12 protein-coding genes are annotated in these 14,079 nt (G+C 29.7%); 5 read left to right on the forward strand and 7 right to left on the reverse strand.

The features are described 5' to 3' along the window. Positions 1-605: 605 nt before the first annotated feature. The 5 genes from QM536_04615 (at position 606) to QM536_04635 (ending at position 6,879) form a co-directional block, all read left to right on the forward strand. The gene (locus QM536_04615) at positions 606-2,738 is read left to right on the forward strand and encodes a S9 family peptidase (protein ID MDI9356296.1); all 2,133 of its coding nucleotides are present in this window, start codon (positions 606-608) and stop codon (positions 2,736-2,738) included. Positions 2,739-2,768: 30 nt separating this feature from the next. Further along, positions 2,769-3,947: a class I SAM-dependent rRNA methyltransferase gene (locus QM536_04620; protein MDI9356297.1), complete on the forward strand. Its 1,179-nt coding sequence runs from the start codon at positions 2,769-2,771 to the stop codon at positions 3,945-3,947. Between the two features lie 3 nt (positions 3,948-3,950). Continuing rightward, on the forward strand, positions 3,951-5,441 hold the full coding sequence (locus QM536_04625) for a nicotinate phosphoribosyltransferase (GenBank protein MDI9356298.1): 1,491 nt from the start codon (positions 3,951-3,953) through the stop codon (positions 5,439-5,441). A 1-nt stretch (position 5,442) separates the two neighbouring features. Next, positions 5,443-5,745, forward strand: a complete 303-nt coding sequence (locus QM536_04630; GenBank protein ID MDI9356299.1) for a DUF721 domain-containing protein — start codon at positions 5,443-5,445, stop codon at positions 5,743-5,745. A gap of 231 nt (positions 5,746-5,976) precedes the next feature. Further along, entirely contained in the window at positions 5,977-6,879 is a 903-nt protein-coding gene (locus tag QM536_04635) for a FecR family protein (protein ID MDI9356300.1), read from the forward strand. 31 nt (positions 6,880-6,910) lie between these two features. Here the strand turns inward: QM536_04635 and QM536_04640 are convergent, their stop codons facing one another. The 7 genes from QM536_04640 to QM536_04670 all read right to left on the reverse strand — a co-directional run bounded on the left by QM536_04640 (position 6,911) and on the right by QM536_04670 (position 13,361). Then, the gene (locus tag QM536_04640) at positions 6,911-7,486 is read right to left on the reverse strand and encodes an adenylate kinase (GenBank protein ID MDI9356301.1); all 576 of its coding nucleotides are present in this window, start codon (positions 7,484-7,486) and stop codon (positions 6,911-6,913) included. A 14-nt stretch (positions 7,487-7,500) separates the two neighbouring features. Then, positions 7,501-8,037 (reverse strand): hypoxanthine phosphoribosyltransferase, encoded by a 537-nt coding sequence (hpt, locus tag QM536_04645; GenBank protein MDI9356302.1) that lies wholly within the window; start codon positions 8,035-8,037, stop codon positions 7,501-7,503. Positions 8,038-8,094: 57 nt separating this feature from the next. Then, positions 8,095-8,514, reverse strand: coding sequence for a hypothetical protein (locus QM536_04650; protein MDI9356303.1), 420 nt, complete (start codon positions 8,512-8,514; stop codon positions 8,095-8,097). Positions 8,515-8,520: 6 nt separating this feature from the next. Beyond that, positions 8,521-9,150, reverse strand: coding sequence for an outer membrane lipoprotein carrier protein LolA (locus QM536_04655; GenBank protein ID MDI9356304.1), 630 nt, complete (start codon positions 9,148-9,150; stop codon positions 8,521-8,523). A 234-nt stretch (positions 9,151-9,384) separates the two neighbouring features. Beyond that, positions 9,385-11,325: a ribonuclease R gene (gene rnr / locus QM536_04660; protein ID MDI9356305.1), complete on the reverse strand. Its 1,941-nt coding sequence runs from the start codon at positions 11,323-11,325 to the stop codon at positions 9,385-9,387. Continuing rightward, the gene (locus QM536_04665; GenBank protein MDI9356306.1) at positions 11,301-12,899 is read right to left on the reverse strand and encodes an LptF/LptG family permease; all 1,599 of its coding nucleotides are present in this window, start codon (positions 12,897-12,899) and stop codon (positions 11,301-11,303) included. The genes rnr and QM536_04665 overlap by 25 nt, the downstream gene beginning before the upstream one ends. 6 nt (positions 12,900-12,905) lie before the next feature. Further along, positions 12,906-13,361 carry an NADH-quinone oxidoreductase subunit B family protein gene (locus QM536_04670; GenBank protein ID MDI9356307.1) on the reverse strand — a complete coding sequence of 152 codons (456 nt, stop codon included), beginning with the start codon at positions 13,359-13,361 and terminating at the stop codon, positions 12,906-12,908. Between the last annotated feature and the right edge of the window lie 718 nt (positions 13,362-14,079).

Consider the following 14,079-nt stretch of genomic DNA (forward strand, 5'->3'; position numbering starts at 1 on the left):
TCAAATGAAAAGTGACATGTATCAAATGAAAAGTGACATGTATCAAATGAAAAGTGACATGTATCAAATGAAAAGTTACTTTTATCTCTATCTAAGCCAATTGACACGAAAAAAGCCCACGTTTTATAACGTGAGCTATGTTGGTAGAAAAATTAGGCTTGCAGGTTCTTAATGCATATCGTTGCTTATTTCTTACTATTCCATTTTTCCTATAGGTGGGTTCTAAAAATTGATTTCTTTATTGGTTTTTAAGGGATACAGTTTTTAGAATTTTAATTTTTAGAACCCCTCTTAAGATTTTTTATCAAATAATTAACTCACCTTACTTAAAATTATCTTTAAAAAGTGTATGGTAACATTTTAAAAGGTAATGGTATGAATTTTTATGGTATTTTTTTATAAGTTGAGCGAAACAGTTACAAAACTACAAGTGTATCAAAAAGTAATTTCTCTTTTAGTAACCCATTTTGAATATATATATTCATAAACACAAAAAATATTCTCTTTTTTTTGTTTTTCTTACCATTATTACTGTCAAAAAATCACAAATAGCAGATATTTATTTTATAAAGTTATTTTGCTCCATTACTAAAAAAAAGATATTTATGAAAACAAATTATATTTTTATATTACTTGCCGTTATGTCAGGATGTACTACCAGTGTGAAAGATAGTGTTCTCCCTCCTTCTGCCAAAAAAGTTTCTCGTGAGTTTGTAAATCACGGAATAAAAAGGGTAGATAATTATTATTGGATGCGAGAAAGAGATAGTAAAGATGTTCTTGAATATCTGAAGTCAGAGAATACATACAGAGAAGAAGTATTTGGTTATACAAAACCATTTGAGGATTCTTTGTTTCAAGAAATGAAAAAGAGAATAAAGGAAGACGATGAGTCTGTTCCTCTTTTCCAAGAGGGTTATTACTATATAGAACGTTATATTACAAACGGAGAATATCCCATATATGTAAGGAAAAAGGGAAGTATTGATGCTCCCGATGAGCTTTTATTAGATGGAAATAAGCGAGGCGATGGAAAATCTTTTTATGATATAGGGGAATTAGATGTAAGTCTCAATCAAAAAATACTTGCTTACGCAGAAGATACCATTGGAAGGAGATTTTATGATATATATTTTAAAGATTTAGAAACAAATGAAGAGATACAGGATTGTATTCCCCATACTACGGGAAATTTTGTGTGGTTAAATGATAATAAGACCATTATTTATACCAAACAAGACCCGAATACTTTACGTTCATACGAGGTTTATGCGCATACCATCGGCACTTCTTTTGAAAAAGACAGAAAAATCTTTGGAGAGGGAGATGAAACTTTTAATGTTTTTGTTGATAAGTCAAAATCTTCTCAATATATATTTATACACTCAGAAAGCACCCTTACAGATGACGTTTTTGTTATCCCCGCAGATGTAAAAAATGAAGAAATGATGATTCCACAACTTATTGCGAGAAGAGATGTAGGTCATAAATATAGTGTGGAACATTTTGGAGAATACTTTTATATACTTACAAACTCCGATAGTGCTTTAAATTATAGATTAGTGAGAGTTCCCATCAAAAATCTTACAGCACCATGGGAAGAAATAATTTCACATAGAAAAGATTGTTTGTTGGAGGATATAGAAGTTTTTAGAGATTACTTTGTTTTATCTGAAAAAAAAGACGGATTGTCAAAGCTCCGCGTAAAATCATGGGATGGAAAAGAGGATTATTATATTGAAACTTCCGATCCTGCATACAACATCTCTATATCTGACAATGTAGAAATAAACACATCGGTTTTGAGATATGAATACACCTCCCTTACTACCCCTTATACAGTATACGATATTGATTTAAAAACAAAAAAAGAAGAAATAAAAAAACGTTCCCATGTGTTAGGTTCTTTTAAACCTGAAGATTATGTATCAGAAAGAATATACGTAAATGCTCGGGATGGAGTAAAGATTCCTATGAGCATTGTATATAAAAAAGGAATAAAAAAAGACAACAGCAACCCTGCACTTATTTACGGATACGGAGCTTATGGCATTGCTACCGAACCCTCTTTTAGTTCTAAACGACTCAGTCTGTTAGAGAGAGGATTTATTTTTGCAATTGCACATATAAGAGGAGGAGAAGATTTAGGACGACAGTGGTATGAAGATGGAAAACTTCTCAAAAAGAAGAATACATTTTATGATTTTATAGATTGTTCCGAATATTTAGTAAATAATGGATTTACAAATCCCGAAAAACTATTTGCTATGGGCGGAAGTGCAGGAGGACTCCTTATGGGAGCAGTTATGAATATGAGACCCGACCTTTATAAAGGCATTATAGCGGCTGTTCCTTTCGTAGATGTAATAAATACTATGCTGGACGAAACCATTCCACTCACTACATCAGAATATGACGAATGGGGGAATCCTAAAACTAAAGAATATTTTGAATATATGCTTTCTTATTCTCCATATGATCAAGTAGAAGCCAAAAACTATCCCAATCTATTAGTTATTACAGGATACCATGATAGCCAAGTTCAGTATTGGGAGCCAGCGAAGTGGGTAGCTAAACTGAGAAATATGAAAACAAATAATAATATGATTCTATTTTATACAAATATGGATTCAGGACATGGTGGTGCTTCAGGCAGATTCGAAAGTTTGAAAGAAACTGCTATGACTTATACTTTTCTCATAAAACTTGCTGAGAATAAACCTCAAAAAACACTCTAAAAAATACTCTCAACAATTGACTTTATAAAAATGAATCCTTATTCAAAAATTATTCTACATCCAGGAAAGCAAAGGTCTGTATTGCGATACCATCCATGGGTATTTTCAGGAGCAATAAAAGAATTACCAAAAGAATTACAAGATGGCGATATAGTAGAAGTTTTGGACAGTAATCAAAACTTTTTAGCAATAGGTATGTACCAAAAAGGTTCTATTTCTATTCGGATATTATCATGGAAAAAAAGAGAAATAAATGCTGATTTTTGGAAGGAATCTATAGAGCATTCTTTTGAAATGAGAAAACTTTTAGGAATTATTGATAATAAAGATTTTAATAGTTATAGAATTATAAACGCTGAAGGGGATAATATACCTGGACTCATAGTAGATTATTATAATGGAGTCCTTGTGTTTCAAGCACATAATTTAGGTATTTACCACCAAAAAGATATTATTTGCGATATTTTACAGCAAATTCATATCCCTATAGAAAGTATATATGATAAAAGTGCATCCGCTCTCATGGGAAAAACAATAGTTCCTACAAAAGATTCTTTTTTATATGGTAATACTGAAGAAATAGAAATTTTAGAATACGGAAAAAAATTTTGTGTACGAATTACAGATGGACAAAAAACAGGTTTCTTCTTAGATCAAAGGGAAAACAGATTATGGATAGAAAAATTTTGTAAAAATAAAAAAGTTCTAAATGCTTTTTGCTATACAGGAGGTTTCTCAATAGCCGCTCTCAAAGGAGGAGCATTGGAACTCACCAGTGTAGATTCCTCTGAAAAAACAATAGAACTTGCTATTAAAAATGAAAACCTTAATTTTCAAACAAAATCCTCTTATATTTGTAAGGATATGTTTGATTTTTTTTCTTCTTCTTCCCAAAATTATGACGTTATTATACTAGATCCGCCAGCTTTTGTAAAAAGTGCATCCTCAAAAGAAAACGGACTCAAAGGATACAAGAATATAAATGCCAATGCAATGAAAAAAATTAATAAAAACGGAATCATTTTTACTTTTTCTTGCTCACAAGGAGTAAGTTCTGAAGAATTCAAAAGAGAAATTTTTCATGCAGCGGAAACATCCCATAAAAAAATACAAATTATACACCAAACTCACCATTCATTAGATCATCCCATTCATATATATCATCCCGAAGGCGAATATTTAAAAGGATTTGGGTTATATATATCATAACTTATGAACTTCACTAAAGATATTTATTCTACTCATCTCTCACTCTTAACAGATCTGTATCAACTGACCATGGCATACAGCTATTGGAAGTTAAAAAAACAGAATCAAAAAGCAGTATTTCATTTATTTTTCAGACAAAATCCTTTTAAAAATGGCTACACTGTTGCTTGTGGATTAGAATATGTAGTAAATTATCTCAACAGTTTCAAATTTTCAGAAGATGATTTACAGTATTTAGCAGGTTTAAAATCATCGTATGGGAATTACTTATTTGAAGATCTTTTTTTAAAATATCTATCAAATATGAAATTTAGCTGCGACGTAGATGCTATTGCTGAAGGAACCGTAGTGTTTCCTCACGAACCTTTAGTAAGAGTATGTGGTCCTATATTAGAATGTCAACTTTTAGAAACCCCTCTTTTAAATATAATAAACTACCAAACTTTAATAGCCACTAAAGCTTCTCGAATTTATTTATCAGCAGGCGGAGATACAATTATGGAATTTGGATTGAGAAGGGCTCATGGAATAGATGGAGCCCTCTCTGCAAGTAGAGCAGCTTTTATCGGAGGAACAGATAATACTTCTAATGTCCTTGCAGCAAAACTATTTGGCATCCCCGTCAGTGGAACACATTCCCACAGCTGGGTAATGTCTTTTGATACCGAAATAGAATCGTTTAGAGCATTTGCAGAAACTATGCCCCATAACTGCATTTTATTAGTAGATACATACGATACTATAAAAGGAGTAAAAAACGCTATTCAAGTAGGATTAGAGATGGAAAAAAAATCAAAAAAACTTTTAGGGATACGAATAGATTCAGGAGACCTTGCTTATTTTAGCCAAAGAGCAAGAGAAATGCTTGACAAAAACAAACTCCATTATGTAAAAATAATTGCAAGTAATGACCTGGACGAGCATATTATTACCTCATTAAAGGCACAGAATGCAAAAGTAGATATATGGGGAATAGGAACAAAACTTATTACCGCCTTTGATCAGCCAGCCCTAGGAGGAGTATATAAACTTTCTTCCATTGAAGTGAACGGAAAATGGAATAATAGAATTAAACTATCAGAACAAGTCATAAAAATGAACAACCCAGGTATTCAACAGGTCAGAAGATTTGCATATAAAAACGAATATACTACTGATATGATATATAATATTCAAAATGAAAAAATGACAAATATTATTATAGACCCTGTGGACCCTACACGTCAAAAAAAACTATCCGTATCCTCTTTAGAGTACGAAGACTTACTAAAACCAATTTTTAGAGAAGGGAAACAGGTATATGCTATCCCTTCTATATACGATATAAAAAAATACCATCAAGAGCAAATTTCTCATTTTGATAGTAGCATAAAAAGATTAACGAATCCACACATATATCCCGTAGGATTAGAAAAAGAACTCTATAAATCTAAAACAGACCTTATCTTAAAACTACGAGGAAATAAAAGAACATACAAAAAAGATACCCCTTAACATGAAATACAACAACAGAAAAACCGAATCAGCACCTCTATCAGAGATTATAGAGGTTTTTAAAAAAAAATACCATTTGACAGAAGCATTTGATATAAAAAATATCAAAAATAAATGGGATGATATAGTAGGAATAGAAATATCCGACCTTACGAAACAAATCTTTCTGAAACAAGATGTCTTATATGTAAAAGTGGTATCTGCTCCATTGAAGCATCAATTAATGTATAATAAAGACAATATTAAAAAGCAATTGAATGATTTTTTGGGGGAAGAAAAAATTATAAATATAGTATTTTTGTGAAAAATTCTTACCGTTAATACAGAAGGATTCTAAAATAATTGAATATAAATAATTACCTCAAGTTTTAATTACATAAAATAATACAATTTTCACTTCATTCTCACACAAAATCATAAAAAAATACGACAGATAAAAATATTTGGGGGTATATTGTTATTATTATGTCATTATATTATATTTCAATAAAGTACTACATCAATTACAGTAGCCAAAAAATATTTATAATAATAAATGAAAAACACAAAAAATAAAGAGTATAATATTATAGATAATATTATAAAAAAACAATCGGATATATGGGAAAATGCAAAATATCAAGCCCAATATTTTAACCCTAATACCAGTATAGCACTCAAAAAAGTATTGCTAAAAATAGAAAAGAAAAAACAAAATGTTGTTCTCATCCAAAAATTTTATAAAATAGCAGCTGTAATAGTTATTTTTTTAGGAATATATTTTGTTTATAAAAGTATCCCTTCAGAAAAATATCAAACCTATTCCACCAGTAAAGATGAGATAAAAAAAATATATCTCCCGGAAGGATCTATTGTATGGATGAATGAAAATACAAAACTCAAATACTTTTATAATAAAAATACACATATTATCCTTGAAGGGGAAGCATTTTTTCAAATATCTTACCAAAAAGACAATACATTTGCTATAACAACAGAAAACATTACAACCGAAGTAAAAGGGACTGCTTTTCAAATATCCCATCAAAATAATAATACAAAAATAAGCGTTACGGAAGGTGCTGTGTTAATAAAGAAAAAAAATAAAAACGTAACATATTTATCTGCATATGAAGAATTTATATATAATAATTTCTCAAAAAAATACATAAAACAGAGATTTGCTCATCCCAATTTTTTAGCATGGAAAACCAAAGTTCTTTCTTACGAAAATACACCCCTTATTCAAATTATCCAAGATATAGAAAAACTACACCATTTAAAAATTAAAATGAAAGGGGAAAAAAAAATTGCGTGTAATATTACCACAAAATTTGACAATATTTCGGCTATAGAATCATTAGAAATTCTCGCAACATTAATAGATGGAGATGTTACTAAAAATGGATATGAAATAACTTTTCATGTTAATTCGTGTGATAATGAAACGGGTAAATAATTTTCTGTATATCTTATTAAAAATCGTAATTTTAACGTAATGAATCAATAATATTGCATATATCAGCAAAAACTACATCTACCGAGTTTAGTCCATTTACAGGATACCATTTTTTTTGTGCTTGGTAGTAATCAGAAAGGAGTAATGTTTCTTCTTTATAAATATTAAGACGTGTATTTATTTTATGTTCATCTGTATCATCGGATCTTCCCGATGTTTTTCCTCTCTCTTTGATTCTTTGTTTTAGTATATCCTCTTCTACTTCTAGTACAATAACTATATGAACACAAGTTTTGTTTTTCTTGAGCATATTATCAAAAGCCTCTGCTTGAGCAATAGTTCTTGGAAAACCATCAAAAACAAAACCATTTTTTTGTTGAGTATATAATATAGAATCATTTACCATATCTAATACTATTTCATCAGGTACTAACTTCCCTATATTCATATATTTTTGTGCGAGTAATCCTAATTCTGTGTTTTGACTTAAATGTTTTCTAAATATATCCCCGGTAGACAGGTGATTCAAATTATATTTTTGTATTATCTTTGTACTTTGAGTACCTTTTCCTGATCCTGGTGAACCGAATAAAACTATATTTAACATAGAGGTTTTTAAAATTATTGAATATATTCATAAATATGAGGATAGTGCCTTCCTTTTTGATTGTAATCTAAACCATAACCAACAACAAACTTATTTGGTATCTCATACCCTACAAAATCTACTAAAAATTTATTTTTAAATACTTCTGGTTTTACTAAAAAACTACAAATACGAAGAGAAGCGGGATTCTTATCCATTATCATTTTTTTTAAAGTTTGCATAGTGAGTCCTGTATCTATAATATCTTCTATTATAAGAATATGCTTATTGGTAATATTTTGAGGAATATCTATAATAACATCTACTTTTCCTGTGGAATGCATATCTTTATAAGATTGTAGTTTGACAAATGCTACTTCTATATCTTGTTTAAGTATTTTTAGTAAATCGCTTGCAAAGATAAAAGCACCGTTTAAAACTACTAAAGCGATAATTTCTGGTTCTTGGATAATAGAGTTTATTTGATCTGCTATATATTTGACTTTTTCTTGGATATTTTTTTCTGATATATAGAGTTTGAAAGTTTTATCTTGAATGGTAATGAGGTTCATATTTTTTGAGTCATTTAAAAATATAATAAGGTTGAAAAATACTTTTAAATATTTTAGTTACTTTGAATTTGCTATTCCTAAAAATATTAATCCTATTACCATAACTACTGCTATTGGTACTGTTATCCATAAAATAGTACTTTTTTTTGCATCATTTCTTGTCTTTTCTATATTATGTTCGTGCTTATTTACTCTTTTTTCTTTCTTTATTCTTTTCTTGAATTTTATTTTTTTTTTCATGTTTTGATGAGGTTTTCCATTTCCATCGTCAATATCTTTAGGAGGAGTAGATATTTCTATACCTGATTCTATATTTAGTTTAGGGTTTTCTACTTCCATTTCTATTCTTTTTAACATCCCATCTGTAATTTCTGTTGCATCTGTATTATGAGGATTATTACCGTCTATTTGTGCTACAGATTTGCTTATATTCAATAAAAATATAAAACTAAACAAGTAAAAGTATGTTGGTTTCATTTGCATTTATCTTAAATCTATTATTTCTATTTCTTTATATTTTTTTGTATCAAAAGTAAAAAAAGTATCTTCTATATTATTTTTTATTTCTAAATTTTTAATGAGATAAGTATAAATATTTCCATTTTTATCAAAAAGCTTGAAACTTTTTATATCATTTTTTTTATTTATTTCTATTCGTATTTTAAAATAATTTTTTTCTTTTTTGTTAGGTTCTAAATCTATAACATATAATAATGGTGTAGAAAGTTCTTCTACTAATTGATATTTGAAATTTTTTTTATATATGTCAAATATGTTTATCATATTAATATCGGTATCTTCTTTTTTATAGGAAGAAATAGTTACTTCTTTTGCTTCTTTTATATAAGTATATTGGTTTGTTCCATCATTTGTTATTTCTTGCTCTGTTAATTCTAATTTAAACTTTTCTCCTTTTACCGTTAATTTACCTGGAAAATCTTCTTGTATATTTTGAGTTTTGTTTTCTAGTATATATATAAAATGTACGGAAAATGTGGGTATATTTTTATATTTTTTGCTAACAGATTCTAGAATTTTTCTTGCTTTTGTGTCTTTTTGGTATTCATTTACAAGACCTGCTAAAGATAAAAATAATATACAAAAGATTTTCATTTTTTAAATTTTTTATTATTATATATGGATAAGGATATACATCTTTTCCAAAAACATTTTTTGTAATATTTAGTTTTACAATGTTGGTACAACGATTTTTGAAGAAACAGATTTGTATTTGCAAATATACTTTTTTATTATATATTTTTGAATAATACCATATTTTTCATTTTTTTTATACGATTTTTCTATTTTTCAATAGAGTTTTGGTTAATAATATTATTTTTGAGAGTTTTATCGTAGAGAATTGGGAGTAACAGGTTTTAGATCTATTGTTCTTGCGATTATATCTGTTTTTGCAATTTGTACTTTTATAGTATCGCCTATGGTTATAATTTTTTTATGACGTTTACCAACTATTCTATAATTTTTTTCTTCAAAAAGATATTCGTCATCTTTCATATCATTGATTTTTAGCATTCCTTCAGATTTTGTTTCATCTAGTTCTACAAAGATAGATCTTTCTGTTATTCCCGAAACAATCCCTTGAAATTCTTGTCCTATCTTAGAAGACATGAGTTCTACTTGTTTAAATTTTATAGATGCTCTTTCTGCTTCTGCTGCTTTTTTTTCCATGTCATTGCAGTACATAAGCATTGGTTCTATGGTGGTTACAGATACATTTTCATTTTGGTTTTGGTAGTGAAATAGCATTCTATGAACGAGTAAATCAGGGTATCTTCTGATAGGGGAGGTAAAATGTGTGTAATGTTTGAACGCAAGTCCAAAATGATGGAGGGGTTCGCAGGTGTATTTTGCTTTTGACATGCTTCTGATAGCAAGATTTGTAATGACATTTTGTTCTAAACTTCCTTCTATTTTAGATATGAGAGTATTGAGTTTTTCTGATACTTTATTTTCCATATCTACTTTATATCCGAATTTTTTAATGAATTGTGAAAATGATTTCATTTTATCTAATGGGGGATTATCATGAATTCTGTAAGCAAAAGTTTTTTTTTCTTTTTTGGGAGTTGCAATAGATTCTGCTACTGTTTTATTTGCGAGGAGCATAAATTCTTCTATAAGTCGGTGTGCATCTTTTCTTATTTTTTGGTATATTTCTATTGGTTTTCCTGTTTCATCTAATTTAAATTTTATTTCTATGGTTTCAAAATTAATAGCCCCGTTTTTATATCTGATATCCGTAAGTTTATGAGCTATATTATTGAGTATGTTGAGCTCATGAGAAAATATTCCTTCTTTTGTTTCTAAAATCAGTTGTGCGTCTTCATATGAGAATCTTTTTTGAGAATGGATGATGGTTTTTCCAATCCATGTTTTTTTTATTTTAGCATTTTTATCCATTTCAAAAACTACAGAATATGTAAGTTTATCTTCTAATGGTCTAAGGGAGCATAGAAAGTTAGATATTCTTTCAGGGAGCATTGGTATGGTTCTATCTACTAAATAAACAGAGTTTCCTCGTTTATATGCCTCTGCATCTAAAAGAGTATTGGGAAGAACATAATGGGAAACATCTGCTATATGGACACCTACTTCATAATTTCCATTGGGTAGAATTTGAAAAGATAATGCATCATCGAAGTCCTTTGCATCATCGGGGTCTATGGTAAAGGTAGTTATTTTTCTAAAATCTTTTCTTTTTTTTATTTCCTCAAGAGATATTTGTTCGGGAAGGGATTCAGATTCTTGTAGTATTTTTTCGTCAAAAGAAAATGGAAGGTCAAACTCTGCCATTATGGAATGCATTTCTACTTCGTGTTTTCCTATACCTCTTAATACTTTAAATACTTTTCCTATTGGATTTCTTTGTTTTGGATTGTGCCATTTTGTTATTTGCACTATAACCCTTTCTCCATTTTCTGCGTCGAGAGTATTATTATTATGAACAAAAACTTCTAAAAAGTATTTTTTATTACTGATTTTTACAAAAGAGTATTGTGTTGATACTTCTATTATGCCTATAAAGGTGGATTTTGCTCTTTTTATAATTTCTACTACCTTTCCGATGCGATGTTCTCCCTGTTTTCTATTGGTGAGTATTACTTTTACAGTGTCTCCATGTATGGCATAATCCATGTTATCTGCATAAACGATAATATCAGGGGTTACTTCAGGGGAAAGAATGTATGAAAACTGCGCATTTACTTGGTCAATAGTTCCTATAATCACTTGAGGTTCTTTATTTATAGTATTTGTTTTTTTTCGCATTTGTTAAATAGGTAATTTTTAGAATATTTAATAATAATTGGATTATGAAGAACTTTTTGTTTTATGGTATCTATCCAAACGTAGTAAAAATCAGATTCTAGTAGTCGAGAATCATTTTTTGCTCTGATGAGAAAAAAAATTCCAAAGGGGAGTAACACAATATTGGCAATCCAACTTCCCAGTAAAGTATCTATAGTTCCATCTCTTGCGTATTTTTCAGACATTAAACTACAGATATAAAAGAGAATAAAATAAGCGATGGATATAAGTGCTGGAACTCCTAAACCTCCTTTTTTTATAATGCTTCCCAAAGGTGCTCCTATTAAAAACATACATATACAGCTGAAGGCGAGAGATATTTTTTTGTATCTTTCTATTTCATGAATCCATATTTCTTCTGTTATTCTTCTTTTTTGATCTATACTTTGGTTTATATAGCTGTGTGACGTACGGGCATTTTCTAATGCTCTTTCTAAAACCACTGTTCTAAATGTATGCTCTGTTTTGTATTTTTCATAAACAGATGTTGCGTTTTCTTCATGAGGAATTTTTTTTACACTATCTGTTCCAAATATTTTTTCATCGGGAGTGTGTATTCCATTGCTTTTAGATACAGGCGGAGGAGGAGAATTATGTAAAAAAGCATCTCTTGTTGCGGAGTGGTATTTGTTTTGTATCAATAGATTATCTGTTACGTTTTTTTCTATACGCCAATAATATCGCTTCATAGAATCAATATCAGAGATTAATCTCTGAGAATTTTTCATCATACGGTTAGTGGAAAAAAGATCACGTTTTGTTCTGTTCATATCAAAAGAAGCTAAACTAAATACCATTTTCATCTCTGAAAAAGCATTCCTCATAAATGGATTTATACTGTTGTATTGATTTGAATTAAAGACATGAGCGTTACTACTGCTATTTTCTGAATATAAATTGCCATCAAAAAGTTCTATAATTATATATTTTTGATTGAGAATAGAATACATCTTTCCGCTTCGTGCCATGATAATATTATTATTACCGTCTTCTTTGGTATGGTCATAGATAATAATATCCGTTAATACTCCTGTGACATCTTCTTTTTCGGCTACTTTAATACTGTATCCTGGTATGCCATTGTAAAATTGTCCTTCTTTGAGGTCAAAAGACGGTTTTTTTTGACGAATGTCATACAGAAGGGCATACGCATTTACATTTGCTTTTGGAACAATAAAATCATTAAAATAGAGTGCGAAACAAAAAATAAGAAGGATAAGAATAAAAAGAGGAAAAATAGTTCTCAGAAGTGATATTCCTGAAGATTTTATGGCAGTAAGTTCTAAATGTTCTCCCATATTGCCGTAAGTCATCAGAGATGCCAATAAAATAGCAAGGGGAAGTGCTTGTGGAGTAAGGTTTACGCTGAAATAAAACATCAATTCTGCTAAAACAGTCCATTCTAAACCCTTTCCTACTAAGTCCTCAAAATATTTGAGCATATATACCACTAAAAGTATAAATACTACTACGGAGAAAATAAGAATGAAGGGCTTTGTAAATGTTTTTATCAAAAATATATCTATTTTTTTCATCGTTTTTTACTTTTTTTGAATTTTTTCTTGCAGTTTTATGATGCCTCCTATCAATGCTTCTGGTCTTGGAGGGCAACCTGCAACATATACATCAACGGGTATAATTGCATCTACTCCTTTTACTACGTGATACCCGTGTTGCCAATAAGGTCCTCCACAATTAGCACAAGAACCCATAGAAATAACGTATTTTGGCTCTGCCATTTGTTCATAAAGACGCTTTATTCTATCTGCCATTTTGAAAGTAACTGTTCCCGATACTATCATTACATCACTTTGGCGGGGAGATGAACGGGGTATTACTCCAAATCTATCTAAATCATAGTTTGCTCCGTATGCTCCCATCATCTCTATGGCACAACAAGCCAATCCAAATCCCATAGGCCAAAGAGAAGATGCCTTTGCCCATTGTAATAAGTCTTCTAATTTTACTAATATCAATTCACTTTCTCCTGTTTTCATCCTTTTTATGGGGTATTATCCAATTTGTTTTTCTTTTTCATTTTGTATCAAAATACAATAGTTTATAAATAAATAGCATAATATACTCTAAAGAGTTCTATAAATTACTTTTTTGTGAGAGAAAAATTCCGAAGGGATAAAAAAATCTCACTTTTAAGAGGGGAGGAGTGGTAAAAAAAAGAAACAGGTACATAGTAAAAAAACACAAGGTATCGAAGGAATGGAAAAATTGTAGAATATAATAGTAACCATCCACAAAATAATCCCGAAAGGATTATAGGTTTATAGGGGTAGGTTCTAAAAATTGATTTATTCAAAAAAAATGATACAGTTTTGAAGATTTGAATGTTGAGAACTCCTCTATAACCATTTCATCCATTCGGGATTACTGTATCAAAACAAACAGCCCTGAAAAAGCATACTATGTGAGCGATGGGTTGAGATCCATAGTTCACATAGTTTTCATATGTGTTTTTTTTATAAAATAATCCTGAAGGGATTATAGGTTTATAGAAAATAAGATTCACCTTTTGACCTCCCTCATCCTCCAAAGGAAGGGGATTTTAATAAATCTGACTCTATTCCTTTTAAAGATGTGGGAGGTAATAAATCCGTATCCCATTCTTTGGAAGGGAGATCTAAAAAAATAGGAGAGTAGAAAAATAAAAACAAAAGGGCTAAGCACCGAAACAAAAACATGTTGATGTATGAACCATTG

This window comes from Chitinophagaceae bacterium (assembly GCA_030053935.1).
Lineage (GTDB): Bacteria > Bacteroidota > Bacteroidia > Cytophagales > JASGCU01 > JASGCU01.

Coding starts and splice junctions, on each gene's coding strand:
- QM536_04665 (MDI9356306.1), bottom strand. CDS start 12,899: ATGAAAAAAATAGATATATTTTTGATAAAAACATTTACAAAGCCCTTC.
- QM536_04655 (MDI9356304.1), bottom strand. CDS start 9,150: ATGAAAATCTTTTGTATATTATTTTTATCTTTAGCAGGTCTTGTAAAT.
- QM536_04670 (MDI9356307.1), bottom strand. CDS start 13,361: ATGAAAACAGGAGAAAGTGAATTGATATTAGTAAAATTAGAAGACTTA.
- QM536_04625 (MDI9356298.1), top strand. CDS start 3,951: ATGAACTTCACTAAAGATATTTATTCTACTCATCTCTCACTCTTAACA.
- rnr (MDI9356305.1), bottom strand. CDS start 11,325: ATGCGAAAAAAAACAAATACTATAAATAAAGAACCTCAAGTGATTATA.
- hpt (MDI9356302.1), bottom strand. CDS start 8,037: ATGAACCTCATTACCATTCAAGATAAAACTTTCAAACTCTATATATCA.
- QM536_04615 (MDI9356296.1), top strand. CDS start 606: ATGAAAACAAATTATATTTTTATATTACTTGCCGTTATGTCAGGATGT.
- QM536_04635 (MDI9356300.1), top strand. CDS start 5,977: ATGAAAAACACAAAAAATAAAGAGTATAATATTATAGATAATATTATA.
- QM536_04620 (MDI9356297.1), top strand. CDS start 2,769: ATGAATCCTTATTCAAAAATTATTCTACATCCAGGAAAGCAAAGGTCT.
- QM536_04640 (MDI9356301.1), bottom strand. CDS start 7,486: ATGTTAAATATAGTTTTATTCGGTTCACCAGGATCAGGAAAAGGTACT.
- QM536_04650 (MDI9356303.1), bottom strand. CDS start 8,514: ATGAAACCAACATACTTTTACTTGTTTAGTTTTATATTTTTATTGAAT.
- QM536_04630 (MDI9356299.1), top strand. CDS start 5,443: ATGAAATACAACAACAGAAAAACCGAATCAGCACCTCTATCAGAGATT.